We start from the raw sequence: 15,790 nt of genomic DNA on the forward strand, positions 1-15,790 counted from the left end.
TTGAGTAAAAGGAAGAGACAATGACAGAGAATAAAAGCCGCCGGGAGTTTCTCAGCCAGAGCGGCAAAATCGCCACCGCTGCCACCGCCTGCGCGTTGTTTGGCGCGACCGGCTCCGTCGCGTATGCTGCTGACACAGCAAAACCGACCTGCGAGACCGGCAAACCGATGAACATCACCGCGACTCACTACTATCTGGACAACGTGCTGCTGGAGGCCGGGTTTAACTTTGACGGCAACGTGGCCGTCAGCACCCGTACCGAGCTGAAAACGCTGGAGATCAAGGACGGCAAGATCGCCGCGCTGCTCGACAATAAAAGCCACGCCGACGCCACCCTGCCGCACTACGATGCCGGCGGCAAACTGCTGCTTCCGGCGATGCGCGACATGCACATCCATCTGGATAAAACCTTCTACGGCGGCCCGTGGCGTTCGCTCAATCGTCCGGCGGGGACCACCATTCAGGACATGATCCGCCTGGAGCAAAAGCTGCTCCCGGAGTTACAGCCCTACACCCAGGAGCGGGCGGAAAAGCTGATTGATCTTATCCAGTCGAAGGGCTCCACCATCGCCCGCAGCCACTGCAATATCGAACCGGTCTCCGGGCTGAAAAATCTGGAAAATTTACAGGCGGTGCTGGCGCGGCGACGCGCAGGTTTCGACTGCGAGATCGTGGCCTTCCCGCAGCACGGTTTACTGCTCTCCAGTTCTGAAAAGCTGATGCGCGAGGCAATGCAGGCCGGGGCGCACTACGTCGGCGGCCTGGATCCGACCAGCGTCGATGGCGCTATGGAGAAATCTCTCGACACCATGTTCCAGATTGCGCTGGATTACGACAAAGGGGTGGACATTCACCTGCACGAAACCAGCCCGGCGGGCGTGGCGGCGGTGAACTACATGGTGCAGACCGTGGAGAAAACCCCGGCGTTGAAGGGCAAGCTGACCATCAGCCACGCCTTTGCCCTGGCGACGATGAACGAGCAGCAGGTGGACGAGATCGCCATCCGCATGGCGGCGCAGCAGGTGACTATCGCCTCCACGGTGCCGATTGGCACCCTGCATATGCCGCTCAAACAGCTGCGCGATAAGGGCGTATTTGTCATGACCGGCACCGACAGCGTGATCGACCACTGGTCGCCGTATGGCCTCGGCGACATGCTGGAAAAAGCCAACCTTTACGCCCAGCTCTACATCCGCCCGAACGAGCAGACGCTGTCGCGCGCGCTGGGTATCGCCACCGGTGACGTGCTGCCGCTGAACGACAACGGCGAGCGCGTTTGGCCGAAAGCGCAGGATGCCGCCAGCTTTGTGCTGGTGGATGCCTCCTGCTCCGCCGAAGCGGTGGCGCGCATCTCCCCGCGCACCGCAACTTTCCATAACGGGAATCTGGTGTGGGGTACGGTGGGTTGAGGACTCGGACGATCCCCTCTCCCTTGAGGGTTAGGGTGAGGGGGAACATACTGGCACCTGTGGTGGTTCCGTTCACTTTACCTTCCTTGCTACTCTGAAATGACCGAACCGGTGAACGTGCCATGGCGGCTCAATCGCCGCCGCCCTGGCAACCCGGGCTCCCGGCAAGAAAATCGTCGCTACGCGATACCTTCGGCTTATTCCTTCCGGCTTCGGATCGGGCGCGATCCTGCATCCATGCAGGTCACGCCCTCTCGGCGCATCCATGCGCCTCGTCCCGGCCTTCAGGAAACGCCTCAGCGATTTACAGCCGGACCAGGGCGTGGCTGTAACATATTAATTTCCATTAATTACGTCATCGCGGCAGCCTTTGTAGGCCGGGCAAGCGAAGCGCCCCCGGCAACCACAAGCGACTCAATACCCCACCTTATACACCCGCCCGCTCTGCACCCCTTCGACGCTGCGGCGATAGGCGAGCGCCACGCTAGCAGCGGGCACGCTTTCGAAGCCCGGGAAGAAACCATCATAGGCTTCAGCGGATTCGGTCAGTACCGTCGGGCTAATCAGGTTGATGCGGATCCCGCGCGGCAGCTCGCAGGCGGCGGCGCGGACAAACCCTTCCAGCGCGGCGTTCACCGTGGTGGCGTTCACCCCCTGGGCAATAGGCTCGTGGGCAACGATGCCGCTGATTAAGGTGATCGACCCGCCTTCGTTCAGGTAGTGCTGGCCGGTGAGCGCCAGCCGCACCTGGCCCAGCAGCTTGTCCTGTAGCCCCTGGTTAAACTCGCCATCGGTCATGGTAGAGAGTGGGCCAAAATGCAGCCCGCCGCTGGCGGAGACAATGGCATCCACCGGACCGATCTTTTCGAACAGCGCCTGGACGCTGGCCTGGGAGGTGATATCCACCTGCTCGTCGCCTTTAGTGCGACCCACGCGAATGACTTCATGACGACGACTCAACTCCTCTGTGACTGCGCGACCCACCGTACCGCTGGCACCAATAATGACGATTTTCATAGCCGACTCCTTCATGTTGTGAGTCCTCATTGTTTAACAAACCTGCAGCCGGATAAACTGGGCTAAAGTTAGAACATCACTAACCAGAGGTTTGTAATATGGATAAGTTTCGCGGCATGGAGACCTTTATCGCGGTAGTGGAGAGCGGCAGCTTTACCGGTGCCGCTGCGCGGCTGTCGGTTTCGGCGGTGATGGTGGGCAAGTCCATCGCCCAGCTGGAGAGCCAGCTCGGCACCCGTTTGCTGGAGCGCAACACCCGCCGCCAGAGCCTCACCGATGCCGGGCGGGTCTACTTTGACGAGGCGAAGCGGGCGCTGGAGCAGGTCGCCATCGCCGAAAGCGCGGTGGAGCGATTACGTACGGCGCCTGCGGGCACGCTGCGGGTGACCGCGCCCACGTCGTTCGGCGGATGCGTGATCGCCCCGCTGACCGCCACTTTTTTGCAGCGCTTCCCGGAGGTGCGCGTCGAGCTGGATCTGACCAACCGGATGGTGGATCTGGTGGAGGAGGGGGTAGACCTGGCGATCCGCATTGGCGACATCCATAACGACGATCTGGTGGCGAAATACCTCTGCCCGTACCGGATGGTGATCTGCGCCGCGCCGGACTATTTAGCCCGCCACGGCACGCCGCAAACGCCGAGTGATCTGGTGGATCACCTCTGTCTGTCCCACACCGTCTGGACCGCGCGCAATGAGTGGCGACTGCCGGGCATGGAAGGGGAGGTGCGCTGGAAGCGCGACGCGATTTTGCGCTGTAACGACGGATACGGGCTGCGAATGGCGGCGATTGCCGGGGCTGGGTTATTGTTACAACCGGAGGTGCTGGTGGCGGACGAACTGGCGAGTGGTCGGTTGATACGGGTTTTAGAAAATTACACACCACAGCCCCGACCGGTGCATCTTTTGTGGCGTCAGGATTTACGCCCGTTGCCGAAGTTGACCCAATTTATCGCCCACATCATGAAGCATGCACAGACTGTCCCCTCTCCCTTCCAGGGAGAGGGTTAGGGTGAGGGTTAAAAACGGTAACCCACGCCCAGGTTCCAGCCGTTGATCCCGTAATCATCGCCCAGGTCGGCCGTGGTGCCTTCGTAACCAACGTGGATTGCCAGCTCAGGCGTTGGGTTAAACTGCACGCCCGCGCCGTAGGCGAAGGAGGTGGATTTCTCATCGATGCCGTCGCGCTGGGTGTAGTTGTCACCGCCGTTCACCCAGGTGGTGTGGCCGTCGGCTTTCACGCGAGCCACACCGCCCAGCGCGTACAGGGAAACGAAATCATTAATGCGATACGCCGGGCCTGCCAGCAGGGAGTAATATTTCACATCGACGTGGTTTTTAACGGAGTCAGAGAACAGATAATAATGCTCGTCCTGATCCCCGCTCATATAGGTAAATGAACCCATCAGGCTGAGCGGGGAATCCCACTCGTAGCGATACTGCACGTTCACGCCGCGGATATTTTTAAAGTCTTCGACTTTACTCTGCGCATAACCTACCGAGACCGTGTGATTATCTGCCAGCGCAGCGCCACTTGCCAGACTTGCCGCAACCAGTACCGCCAGAGTTATTTTTTTCACTTTCCGTAATCCTTGTCGCCATTTTTTGTGTGTTTTATTGGATATATTCTTTCGTGAGACCGAAGATATTCCACTGCGAATAAAGCGATAAAATTGTTGGGTTTTTTAGCGGACGATGAAATAGGGATTAATCTTAAAGGCCGGAATAGTCCTGGAATTTGCCTCACCTATATTGGTAGGGAAACTCAATTACTCCTCATATTTAAGGTTGATGATGATTTTCTCTGCGGGTATTTCAACGATCATTTCGCAACCTGTCCATGGTGCATTGCCATTGGTCATATTATTTTGCATATAATAATTCCGCATCGTAACTAACAAGAGTCTCAGTTGGTAACTGACTAACTTATCCGGAATGAACCAATTTTCATTATCCTGTTGATCAACATAATCATATTCATACTCACATGACTGCCCATCCAGCGCTAATTTTGCGCGTGCAATGATTTTCTTCGCGTCAGCAGGACCGGCATCAACTAATGTTTTCGCTATTTGATTATGCAGGTGGTCTAATTCTTCCATTTGTTTTTCCATTAATTTAGTGCGAAGGTATCCTTTATTTTCCATGCAGGCTTCTGAAACGTTCAGAAGTAGGGAAAAGCGGTGTGATTGGTAGAGTCCATATCGGCAACCACGCAGCCATTCAGTAAAAAGACAAGGCCAGCAATGAGCGGTTTCATTTGTTAATCCGTATCATCAGCTGGCTCTTCATGGTCTTAACGGATCCCAAAAATCCAGAACACTATCCCCGTAGGTATTCCTAAGATACTAATTTTTAATATGGTAATGATTTCTTCTTTTCCGAAAGGAAAAGGCTTGTCAAAGTCCCAGATCAACCAGCCTTTCAGAAGATAAGAAAACGTTCCGATCATCATTAAGGCAATGCACATTAAAAAGCAGATGCCCAAAAGTACCCAGATGGATTTTTTAGAATTATTTAGCCGCATTTTCTTTTCCTGATTCTTTTTTCTTCAACGCATCTCCGGTGACGCCTGAAATATACGAATCCCCCAAATTGCCCATGATTGATGGAACAGAACTTTGCGGCACAGGTTTGGTTATGGTCCATACACCCGTCGGTACCCATTCATATTGCTTCGATACAGGGTTAAGAATTTTATCCATAGGTATCTTAATAAGGTTGCCCGTTGCATAACCCGCACTGGCACCCGCCTTACTTAGTAATGCGGAAATAAACGGATCATCTCCATTGATTTCAGCCTGATAGTAGGCCCCTGCGGCATTCCATGTCACGGTCGGATTATAGCCTTTTCCGGCAGTAATCCCACCTATGAGGCCGCTTGAAATGAGATCGGAGAGTTTCACTTCTCCCGTGGTTCCGTACTGAATACCCGCCCCTAATCCCACACCCACGCCCACAGCGATGAGCTGTTCTTTCGTATTGTTGAGTGCATTCGTGAGGATGGCCTTGCCTCCCATGACTACAACAGGCCATGAGGTGGGATCCATCACAACGGACAGCACGCGATCGCCCTGCGTAATATTATCTTTCAGGAACTTAAGATCTGAACGATTGAGATAATTCACGATTGCCGCCGCATCCGGATCCTTCAGTTTTTCATCCAGTCTGAACTGACCAGGTTGGGGATCGTTGGCAACATTGGTGCTGGCCTGAAGCAACTCTTCCCAGGTGACGCAGGTTACGCCCCCACCGGTACATGCCTCAACGAGCTCCTTGCTATTTTTATTGCTGATATCCAGATACTTTTGCACAACGGATTTACAATCTCCGCCAGAAGCCTTGCATTCTGCGAGTTCCGCATCCAACTGGCGAGCTTCCGCCGTACTCAAATAGTTATTCTCAACCGTCGTTTTACCCGCCTGCGCTCCCGACACAGCGGAGGCAGAGCTGTCGCCCACCAGTCCACCGGACAAGCCCGCCGCCAGCGTTGCCAGCGCAGAGACCGTCTGCTTCTGGGTTTCGTCCAGCTCGTCGGCAGATTTGCCGTACATCTCGGTGGCGATCATCCCCACCAGCTCGCCCGTGGCGGCTCCGGCGGCTCCCGCCAGCGCGTCCTGACCCTGGGCGGCGGCCAGCGCGGCGTTGACCACCGCGTGGGCCGCGACTTTGCCCGCGTCGTTCAGACCACTATAGTGACCAATCACCTCCGCCACGTACGGCGCGGCACCGCCCGCGAGGGCGGCACTGAGATCGCTCCCGGCCAGCCCCTGAACCGCTGCCGTCGCCGCCTGGATCGCCTGCTGATACTGCCCGCCGGTGCCAAAGCCGGAGGCGCTGAGCGCGTCGTTATAAGTCGTCTGATAGATCTGGCCGTTAATGTCTTCCAGGGTCGCGGTTTTGCCCGGATTGGCTTTTTCCCACGCCGCTTTTGCCTCCAGCAGATCCTGCGCGTTGACGTTTTTCAGCTTCTCTTTCGCCGCGTTGGTGGCACGGATGCTGCCCTCGGTGCGGGCAATATCCGCCACCTGATTGCCAATCTCACCGATGAGCTGCGCCTGCTGCAGCCGCTCCTGCTCTTTCTCTTTATCGAAGATAGGGGAGAGCGTCTGGTTGGCGTGCTCCACGTCGCGGCTGAGCTGATTCACATCCTGAACCTGACGATCCTGATTGCGGATAATCAGGGTGCCGTCAGATACCGCCGCGTGGGTGGTGCTGCTGTCGTGCCCGTCGCGGTTCGCGCCCACCAGCAGGCCGTTAGCCATATTCCCGGCAAACTGGCTGCCGATGCTGCCCCCGGTGCTCATGCCCACGCTCTGGTGTTCCACCTCGAAATCGGCGCGGTTTTCGATATCGCTAAAGCCAATGGTGCCGGTATCGAGACGGTTTTTATCGGCGGTCGCCGTAGAGCCAATCACCGCCCCGTTGAGCTGGGTATGCTCGCCCACGGTCACGTCGTAGCCGCCTTTCCCGGCGAAGATCCCGGTCTGCTCCACGACAGAGTCGTAGTTGCTGTGCATCTTGTCGCGGCTGAGGTTGACGCTGGCCGAGCCGGTCATAGAGCCGATGCTGAAGCTGCCCCCCGCGCTGGCGTTCTGCTGTTTTGAATCGTAGCGATCGCTGTCCTGCTCGGAGGTGAGCGTCAGGTTGCGGCCGATGTCCGCTTTCACCGTCTCGCCGCTCACCTGCGCGCCGGTCAGGGTGGCGTCGCGTCCGGTGAGGATATTCACCTGGCGGCCCGCGTCCACGGTGGTTTCGCTGTGGGTGGTGCCGTTGCCGCTCTCATTGCCTTTGCCACGGTTGACGCTGGCGGAGATGTTCAGGCCAAAGCCGCCGGAGCCCACGCCGATGCCGACCCCCACGCTGCCGCCCTTGCTCTCGTTTTTGCCGTCCAGCAGCTGGGTGTTTTGCGCCGAGCGCAGATAGAGATCGCGGTTGGCGGCGAGAGTCAGGTCGTTGCCCGCTTTCAGCTGGCTGCCTTCCACGGTCAGATCCCCGTCCACGCCGCGCTCGCCGCTGCCTGTGGCGATCACGCTGAGATCGCGCCCGGCGTTCAGGGTGCTGCCCTGCGCGGTGTTCTGCTCGCTTGTCTGGGTCGATTTCGACGACTGGCTGCCGTAAGAGAGACTGATACCCACGGTGTTGGTGTTGCCAGCGTCCGCGCCCTGGGCCTGATCCATCCGCGCGGCCTGCGCGGCCTGCACGCCGGAGAGCGCCGCCTTCACGCCCTGCAACGCCTGCAGACGGCCGCTGCCGGAGGATTTCGCCTGCTGGGAGGCTTCGACGGCGCTGTTCAGCGCGCTGCCGACGGTGCCGGAGAGCGCCAGGGTCAGGCCGGAGGTTTTCTGTTCCACCTCGTGAGTTTGCTGGCTGCGGTTGTTCACCGCCGTAATATCGACATTTTTGCCGCTGAGGGTCATATCCTGACCGGCCACCAGATCCGAGCCGCTCACCGTCAGGCGATCCCCCGCCCGCAGGGTCAGGTCGCCGTTGACGCTGCCCAGGGTGCTGTCCGCCTGCGTGGCGTCCGCCCCGGTGTCGGTGGTTTTGATGCTCTGGGTGCCGACGCTAAAGCCGATCCCGCCCGAGCTCAGCAGCCCCGATTTTTTCTCCTGCTTCTGATGCAGTTCGTTATTGCGTTCGGCCTGGGTCTCTACGCTCAGGTTGTTGCCTGCCAGCAGGGCGACATCGCCGGTACCGGCCACGTTGCTGCCGCGCACGGTGAGATCGTTTCCGGCGGTGAGGTTTACCGTGTTGCCGTTCAGCTCGCTGCTCTGCACCGTCTGACGCGCGATCTGGTCACGGGTGGTGGTGGTGGTTTTCGACAGGAAGCCGTTACCGCCCACCACTTTGTGCCGTTCGTCCAGATCCTGGGTGTTTTCACCCGCCGTCAGGGTCAGGTTATTCCCGGCGCTGACGTTCAGCGCCTGCCCGGCGGAGAGGGCAGCGGCGCGGGCGTTGAGGTCGTTGCCCGCCGCCAGGGTCACGTCGCCTTTGCCGGTCACTTCGCTGCCGACGGTTTGGGTCTGCCCCTGCTTCAGGCTGTTGTCGGCATCCCACACCAGGTTATCGCGGCTGGCGGTCTGCACCGTGCTGAGGTTCATGTCGCGCCCGGCCACCAGCTGGGCGTTACCGTTCTCGCCGCTGGCGATCACCTGCGCGCCGGTCAGGTTAATATCCCGCCCGGACTGCAGCGCCAGTTTGCCGTCGTCACCCTGGACATAAATGCCCGACACGCTGTCGATGGTGGTGCGGGCGAAGCTGTTCTCACCGTTGACGCTGGACGCGCTGGTGGTGGTGCTGGTGAGGTTGATGTCGCGCCCGGCGCTGGCCAGCAGGCTGCTGTCGCCCACCATCGCGCCGCCGAGGTTGTTGATATCGGTGCGGGCGTTGAGGTTAACGTCCGCCCCCTGAATGGTGCCGGTCTGGTTGGTGATGTTGTCGGCGTCGATCTGCAGCACTTTGCGCCCGGCAATCGTCCCACGGTTAAAGAGGTCGCCGTTGAGCTTGATCGAGACGTTGTTCCCGGCAATCAGCGCCCCGGAGCCGTCAATATCGCCCGCTTTCACTTTGGCGTAGACCTGCGGCACCAGCACGTTCTCCATCGAACCGTCCGGCATTTTCACCCGGGTGTTCACCAGCCAGACGATATCCCCGGTCAGCAGCGCCATCTGCGCTGGCGTCAGCGCCACGCCGATCTTCAGGTCGTACTGCTTGCCGAAGGTGATGCCGCGATCCATCAGGGCCTTGTACTGCTCTTCGTCATTGTTGTAGCCGTCCAGATAGCGCTGGCCGGTAATGCCGATCACCTGCTCGCGGATCAGGCGCTGCTCGTAGTAGCCATCCCCCAGCCGTTTCTGGGTCATGTCGCCATCGGTGGTAAAGGCGTCCTGCATATAGTCGCTGCCGAGCCACTGGCGCTCGTTGGTGAAGCGCGGATCGGTCTCCACCAGATACGGCACCTCCGCCGACGGGTTCACCTTAAACAGGCTGTTGTCCGGCAGGGTGGTATTCGGGCCGATAATGCGGATCGCGCCGTCGGCCGGGGTCACTTCAAACTGCTGACCGGCAGGCGGCGTCACCGGCTCGCCCGGCGAGACGGTCTGCTGCGGCGCAGGGGTAACGCCCGCGGCCTGACCAATCGCCACGTCCGTACCCGGCAGTACCAGCGGGGTGATGCTGAGGTTGCTGCCCTCGACGCTGCCGTTGCTGACCAGCTGGCCCGGCTTCAGGGAGATGCTCTGAATGGTGGTCGGCGGAGTATAGGCGGTGCGATCGCGCCCCTGCTCATCGTCGCCTTTGTGACGAATGCGGTAGTAGTGGGTGACGGTGCCGTCATCGGTGGTAAAGCGCTGGCCAGTCACGTCGTCGTTCTGCACGCTGCCCAACTGGTCAATCGCCAGGGTGCCGCCGGCAATCACCTGGCTCTTGTCGTTAAACAGCTTGTCGCCGGTCAGGAGCAGGTTGCCCCCGGCGAGGATCTTCGCCGGGTCGCTCTCTTTGATGCGCGTTTCGTCAATCGTCCGGGTGTAGTCGTACTGGTTGAAATTGTCGTTGCCGTGGCCGGAGCGCTCCGGGGTGTTGAGGTTTTTCAGGCCGTCAGACGAGTTGTCATCCACCCAGACGCCGTTCTCCGTCGAGCTCCAGCGGTTGGTTGACCCGGAGTGCTGATAATCCGTCAGCTCCTCCTCGGAGACCCGCACCACCTCGGTGGAGAAGCGATCGTTGATGTTGTTGATCTGCCCGGCGGCAATCGCCATATCCCCGGCAGACTCGATGGTCGAGCTGTGGTTATTGATCGTGCCCGCGCGGCCGGTGACGGCGGCGTTGTCGTCCAGCGCGCCGCCGATGCTCATGCTGCCCGCGCTGTAGATCAGGGCGTGGTCGGCGTTGTTCAGGGTCTGCACGCCCAGGCTCACGTGCTCGCGTCCGGCCAGCGTTGCCGCGGTGCCGTTTTCGGCGAGGTTGTTAAAGGTATCCACATTGATCCCCACCGCATCGCCGTAGATCCGCCCGGTGCCGGTGTTGGTCAGGGTGTTGGCGTTGATGCGGGTGGCGATCCCGTCGATCAGGCCCCGGTTAACCAGGGTGCCTGCGGTGTTCAGGGTGGTGCTTCCGGCGTTAATTTCGCCGCTGGCGAGGTTATTCAGGTTCGCGCTCTGCACGTTAAGGGCGCTGCCCGCCATCAGCTGGCCGCTGTTGGTGAGATCGCCGTCGGTAGAGAAGCTCAGGTTGCCGTTGGCAAGGGTGGTGCCGCTGTTGTTCACCCCGCTGATGCTGTGAAGGGTCATATCCCCCAGCGACAGCAGCTGGCCGCTGGCGTCCAGCGACGCCGCCTCCACGCTCAGGTTCTCACCCGCCTTGAGGGTACCCCCGGCGTTGATCAGCTTCAGCCCGTCACCGCTCAGGCTCAGGGTTTCGCCCGATGCCAGCGCTCCGGCGCTGTTGTTCAGCACGCCGCGGGTATCAATGTTCAGCGCGTGATTAGCCAGGATGCTGCCGCTCTGGTTATCCAGCGTGTCGGTGTTGAGGGTCAGGCTCTGCCCCTCCAGCCCCTGATTGCTACCGAGGGTGGTGTGGTTAACAAAGTTCAGGGCATTCAGGGTCACGCTTTTGCCGCTGCGGATAAGCCCGGAGACGTTATCCACGGTTCCCCGGGCGCTGTCGAGGAGCAGATCGCCCACCGACTGGATCTGCCCGCCGCCGTTTTGCAGGTCGGTGGTGTGCAGGGCGGTATCGGCCTCGCCAATGATGCGCCCGCCGTTGCGGTTATCGAGTTCCGTGGCCGCGATGTCCGCCGCGCCGCTCGCCGCCAGGGTGCCCGCCTGGTTATCGAGCCTGTCCGCCGAGAGGTTCAGCGCCCCCAGGCTGTTAAGGGTGCCCGAGGCATTATCCAGCGAGCCGGTGGTGACGTTGATCCCATCGCCCTGCAGCACGCCGCGCGCGTTGATAAGCTGCGAGGTGCCCAGGGAGACGCTGTCTGTCGCCGCCAGCTGCCCGGCGGCGTTATTCAGCGTGCCGCCGTTGAAACTGAGGCTGTCGCCGGAGAAGGTGGTGCCGTGGCGGTTGTCCAGCAGGCCGCCGGACAGGGTCATGGCCCCGACCGATTTCAGCGCGCCGCCATCGTTGCTCAGGGCGTCGAAGCTGGCGCTTAAGCTCTGGTTAGCGCCAATCTGACCGTCGGTATTGTCGACAGCCCCGGCGCGCAGGCTAAAGTCGCCGTCGCTCGCCAGGAAGCCGCTCTGGTTATTCAGGGCACCGCTCTCCACGCTCAGCCCGCCCTGAGAGAGCAGGGAGCCGGAACGGTTATCAAACTCGCCGCCGTTGAGGGCCAGGGTTGCGCCGTCGGCGACAATCACCCCCTGCTGGTTGTTCAGGCTCCCGGCGCTGATGCGCTGGGTTTTCGCCGCCTCGATGCGGCCTTTGGCGTTGTTGACGGCCTGCTGGCTGGTAATCTCACCGTCACCCGCCGCGGCGGAGATCAGCCCCTGCTGGTTGTTGAGCGTGTCGGCGTTGAGACGGGTAGTGCCCGCCACCGCCACGATCTGCCCGGCGGTGTTGTCGAGCGTCGCCGCCTTCAGCTGCACGCCGTTTGCCGCGCCAATCTGCCCCTGCTGGTTATCGAGATTGCCCGGCAGATCCACCCGCAGGGCGTCGCTGCCGCGCTGGACGATTTTGCCCTTCTGGTTGTTGAGGTCGTGAGCGCTGACGTTAATCGTCTCCGCGCTCAGGCTGCCGCCGCTGTTGTTGAGCAACTTCCCGCTGCGGATAGTCAGTTCGCTGGCGTTCACCTTCGCGCTGGCGGTGTTCACATCCCCCGCGCCGCCGTCCAGCAGCAGGCGTTTGCCCTGGGCCTGGCCGCCGCTGACGTCCACTCCCTGACCGCTGGCGCTGAGATTGCCTCCCGCCAGGGTTTGCCCGTGCGCGCTTAGCTGGCCGCTGGTGCTCAGCTCCAGATCGCCCGCGTCGGCGAAGGTGCCGTCGCTCTTCACCCCGGCGGCGAGCACGCTCTGCTGGCTGCCGGTGAGGCTGGCCGCGTTCGCCCGGACGTTACTGGCGGCGGTGATTACGCCGCTGTTGTTGAGTTCGCCCGCAGTTTGCAGGCTGGCGCTCTCTGCCGCCCGCACGGTGCCGCTGTTCTCGATGCGTCCGTCGGCGGAGATGGTCACGCTGCCCGCCTGGGCGCCGATGGCCCCGGCGTTACGCACCCCGACGCCGCGCTCGGTGCCCACCATGCGGATCTTGCCCGCATACATGCCGCCGAGGCTGGCCACGTCCACCGCCAGCTGCGGGCGGGTGGCCGGATCGTCGCTGCCTTTTTCGATGACCTCGTGGGCGGCATCTACCTTGTTGCGCCCGGTAGTCACCTTCAGGTCGTTGGCCCACAGTCCGGCATTCACCTTCACCGAGCGGGCGATGATGTCGGTGTAGTCCGCGCCGGAGGTATCCATCCCCGCGCCGTCGACCACCACTTCGCCGCGCTCGACGTTAAACCCGGTCAGCGCGCCGTCTTTCATCTGCGGCTGGCCGGTGGTGAGGGTGGCGCGGTTGGCGTTAATAAAGCCGCAGCCGCTACAGGTGATGCCCGACGGGTTGGCGATCACCACCTGGGCTTTTTTACCCGCCACTTCGATCATGCCGTTCAGCTTGCTCGGGTCGCGGGAGCTCACCTCGTTGAGGATCACTTTGGCTTCGCCTTTCGCCAGCCACGGGTTGCCCGCCACCATGCCGCCGAGGTTGGTCTGCACGTTTTTATGCGAGTTGTTGAGGATCGCCCCTTTCTGATCCACGTCGAACTGGGTGTAGTTGTTGCGCGATACCCCGGCGCTGGACGGGGTCTGGATATTGACCTGCGGCGTGCCGTTGGCGCTGTTAATCACCGTCGGCTGCTGGTTTTTGGGCGCACCGGCGTCGGCCACGATATTGGCCTGCGCCGTCTGCACCGCCCCCATCGCCAGCCACAGGCTGAAGCTCAGGGCGCTCACCTTGCCGATAAGCTGGCTGTGGGTATGACCGATGCCGGAAGAACGGGACGAACCGGCGCGGCCGGAGCGGGCAATATCTGCCACCACCATCAGCATGCCGCGCGCTTTGTTAAAGACAATTCGGTACAGGTTCTTATTCATGGTTCGTTCCTTTAAACGCTTCCGGCAGGCGCACAGCTAGCGGGTGATTCTGTTGCCACTCTCTGGCATGTTGAGGGCTGACGTGACTGCCGTGGAACAGCATCACGCGCTTGCCACGCTCCGCGCCCCGGTGATACAGGGCACGACAGACATGGTCGGGGAAGATGTCGCGGCGCATCAGGTTATACATCGCGGCGGTGTGGCCGAAGGGGGCGATCCAGTCGCAGAACCAGATCCGATCCCCGCTGTCCCAGTCCGCTTCCTTCATTTCGATAGCGGGGCGGGTGAGGTAGCGGGCTTCCGCCTCCTCGTTCAGCCAGGCCCAGCTGAGGAAAAAGATCGGCCGCCCGTTTTCGCTCACCAGCACGTACTGGCGGCGCTTGATGATCGGCAGCAGCAGGGTGGGCAGGGCGTGCAGGGGTGCATCCCGGTGCATCGGGGAGTGCATCCACAGCCAGACGGTAGCGCCGAGCACCTCGGCCTCGCTCTCTTCTCCGCCGAGGATCAGCGGCGCTTTGATATCCAGATTGCCGACGCGCATCACCAGCTCCAGTTGAGGTTAAAGCCGAGCGTCAGATCGCTGGTTTCAAAGCCGTCCGGCTTCGAGAACGGCGTGCCGGCGAACAGGTCGTAGCCGGTGTTAAAGGCATTGCCGCGCAGGCCCGCCACGCCGCCCGCCAGGTGTTTGCCCACCTGCAGATCGGAGCTGTAACCGCCCACTTCGCCGTAATCGGCACCCAGGTAGAACTCCTGGTTCGCCAGCGGCGTGCGCCAGGCGATATCGTTACGCACGTACCAGCCGTGGCTGGCGCTCAGGGTGCGCTCGCCGTCAAAGCCGCGCACCGTCCAGCGGTTGCCGATGGCGAACTGATCCTGCGGCGTCAGCGGCGTGTTGCTGATCTGGCGCAGGTACTGCACGTTATAGCGGAAGTTTTGCGTGCCGATGGCAAACGGCAGGTCGAGCTGGGCGCTCAACAGGGTAATTTTGCTGAGCGCCGTGGCATCGCCCCAGTACTCTTCCGGTGCAGGCTGCGCGCCAAACCAGCGGGTGCCGCGCTGATAGCTGATGCCCGCGTCCAGGGTCGCCTGGCCGATGTAGTGGCGATGATCCAGCCCGATGCGCCAGGCCGCGGTCTGACGGCGCTGGACGCCCACTTCGGTATCGTCGATATAGTTGCGGGTTTCCCGCGCCAGCACGTCGTAGGTAAAGGTGGTCTTTTGCGAGCCGCTGCGGTGCAGCACCCGGCTGAGCTGAACGTCGAGGTTTTTACTTTTACCGCTGTAGCGATAGTCCTCGTTCAGGCCGGCAACGGTCTGGTGGTAGTCGTAGTCGCTGCCGGTGACGCCCAGCAGCCAGTAGCCAAAGGGTACCGAGTAGTGGGCGGTGACGTTTTTGCTACCTTTGCCGCCCTTGTCATTCAGATCGTGGCTGGCGGAGACATAGAGCAGATCGCTCAGGGAGAAGGGGTTATCCAGCGACAGGGTCACGCCGCCCTGATAACGCCCGGTGGTTTCGGTTCCGGCATCGTCCAGCGACAGGCCGATGCGCCACATTTTGCTCTGCTTACGGCTGATCACCACGTCGGTCTCGCCCGGGTTTTCGCCAGGCACCAGCTCCATGTTGGCCTCGACCGTCGGCAGGCGCTGCAGGTTTTCCAGCCCCTGTTCAATATCGCGCAGATCCAGCAGCTCGCCTTCATGCGCCGGGAAGGCGCTGTACAGCTGGATATAGTCGTCGCTCTCTGGCGTCAGTTTTACCTGGCGGACGGTGCCCGGCACGATGGCAAGCTTCAGGGTGCCGCTTTTCAGATCCTGAGACGGGGCCAGCACGCGGGTGGTGATCCAGCCGTGATCGACGATGCGGTTCTGCATCGTGCTCATCAGCAGGTTAATCCCTTTGCCGCCCAGACAGCGCCCCCGGGCCTGATCCGCGATACGCTGCAGCGGCACCCAGTGGGGCAGGGCCTCCTGACCGCTCAGCTCGACGCGGTTGATCGGGAAGCAGGGGGTTTCGGTCGGAAAGGCAATTCTGCCAAAGCCGGAGGCGGGCTCAGAAAGACGCACGTCCGGCACCGGCGGGGTTAATTGCTGCTCCAGGGCTCTCTGGCGCTGCTGCTGAATAATAAATTGATTATCCGGCGGCGCGGCATGGGCAGAGAGAATTAAAGGCAGGCCAGTGGCTGTCGCTATTATTATGGCGATATTGTGTCGGGCGATCATCGGCGAATCCGTGCTGTGT

At 61.0% G+C, this 15,790-nt stretch carries 8 protein-coding genes; 2 read left to right on the forward strand and 6 right to left on the reverse strand.

The annotated features are described in order from the left end of the window. Positions 1 to 20 precede the first annotated feature (20 nt). Positions 21 to 1,409, forward strand: coding sequence for an amidohydrolase family protein (locus FFB58_RS17970; RefSeq protein ID WP_138370595.1), 1,389 nt, complete (start codon positions 21 to 23; stop codon positions 1,407 to 1,409). A 414-nt stretch (positions 1,410 to 1,823) separates the two neighbouring features. Here FFB58_RS17970 and FFB58_RS17975 read toward each other — a convergent pair whose 3' ends face one another. Continuing rightward, positions 1,824 to 2,426: a short chain dehydrogenase gene (locus FFB58_RS17975; RefSeq protein ID WP_138370596.1), complete on the reverse strand. Its 603-nt coding sequence runs from the start codon at positions 2,424 to 2,426 to the stop codon at positions 1,824 to 1,826. 98 nt (positions 2,427 to 2,524) lie between these two features. Between FFB58_RS17975 and FFB58_RS17980 the strand changes: the two genes are divergently transcribed. Further along, entirely contained in the window at positions 2,525 to 3,436 is a 912-nt protein-coding gene (locus FFB58_RS17980) for a LysR family transcriptional regulator (protein ID WP_138370597.1), read from the forward strand. 8 nt (positions 3,437 to 3,444) lie between these two features. Here the strand turns inward: FFB58_RS17980 and FFB58_RS17985 are convergent, their stop codons facing one another. The 5 genes from FFB58_RS17985 to FFB58_RS18005 form a co-directional block, all read right to left on the reverse strand. Further along, positions 3,445 to 4,005 (reverse strand): Ail/Lom family outer membrane beta-barrel protein, encoded by a 561-nt coding sequence (locus FFB58_RS17985; protein WP_138370598.1) that lies wholly within the window; start codon positions 4,003 to 4,005, stop codon positions 3,445 to 3,447. 189 nt (positions 4,006 to 4,194) lie between these two features. Beyond that, positions 4,195 to 4,572 (reverse strand): hypothetical protein, encoded by a 378-nt coding sequence (locus FFB58_RS17990; protein ID WP_286172800.1) that lies wholly within the window; start codon positions 4,570 to 4,572, stop codon positions 4,195 to 4,197. Positions 4,573 to 4,938: 366 nt separating this feature from the next. Further along, positions 4,939 to 13,551, reverse strand: a complete 8,613-nt coding sequence (locus FFB58_RS17995; protein WP_138370599.1) for a hemagglutinin repeat-containing protein — start codon at positions 13,549 to 13,551, stop codon at positions 4,939 to 4,941. Continuing rightward, positions 13,544 to 14,092 carry a toxin-activating lysine-acyltransferase gene (locus tag FFB58_RS18000; protein WP_039030020.1) on the reverse strand — a complete coding sequence of 183 codons (549 nt, stop codon included), beginning with the start codon at positions 14,090 to 14,092 and terminating at the stop codon, positions 13,544 to 13,546. Before FFB58_RS18000 ends, FFB58_RS17995 begins: the two co-directional genes overlap by 8 nt. Beyond that, the gene (locus FFB58_RS18005) at positions 14,092 to 15,771 is read right to left on the reverse strand and encodes a ShlB/FhaC/HecB family hemolysin secretion/activation protein (RefSeq protein WP_138370600.1); all 1,680 of its coding nucleotides are present in this window, start codon (positions 15,769 to 15,771) and stop codon (positions 14,092 to 14,094) included. The genes FFB58_RS18000 and FFB58_RS18005 overlap by 1 nt, the downstream gene beginning before the upstream one ends. Between the last annotated feature and the right edge of the window lie 19 nt (positions 15,772 to 15,790).

It is taken from the genome of Enterobacter sp. MF024, assembly GCF_005843915.1.
GTDB lineage: Bacteria > Pseudomonadota > Gammaproteobacteria > Enterobacterales > Enterobacteriaceae > Enterobacter > Enterobacter barmai.

What these genes read in the sequence shown, in the direction of transcription:
- FFB58_RS17970 (WP_138370595.1), top strand. Translation starts at nt 21, where the DNA reads ATGACAGAGAATAAAAGCCGCCGGGAGTTTCTCAGCCAGAGCGGCAAA.
- FFB58_RS17975 (WP_138370596.1), bottom strand. Translation starts at nt 2,426, where the DNA reads ATGAAAATCGTCATTATTGGTGCCAGCGGTACGGTGGGTCGCGCAGTC.
- FFB58_RS17980 (WP_138370597.1), top strand. Translation starts at nt 2,525, where the DNA reads ATGGATAAGTTTCGCGGCATGGAGACCTTTATCGCGGTAGTGGAGAGC.
- FFB58_RS17990 (WP_286172800.1), bottom strand. Translation starts at nt 4,572, where the DNA reads ATGGAAAATAAAGGATACCTTCGCACTAAATTAATGGAAAAACAAATG.
- FFB58_RS17995 (WP_138370599.1), bottom strand. Translation starts at nt 13,551, where the DNA reads ATGAATAAGAACCTGTACCGAATTGTCTTTAACAAAGCGCGCGGCATG.
- FFB58_RS18000 (WP_039030020.1), bottom strand. Translation starts at nt 14,092, where the DNA reads ATGCGCGTCGGCAATCTGGATATCAAAGCGCCGCTGATCCTCGGCGGA.
- FFB58_RS18005 (WP_138370600.1), bottom strand. Translation starts at nt 15,771, where the DNA reads ATGATCGCCCGACACAATATCGCCATAATAATAGCGACAGCCACTGGC.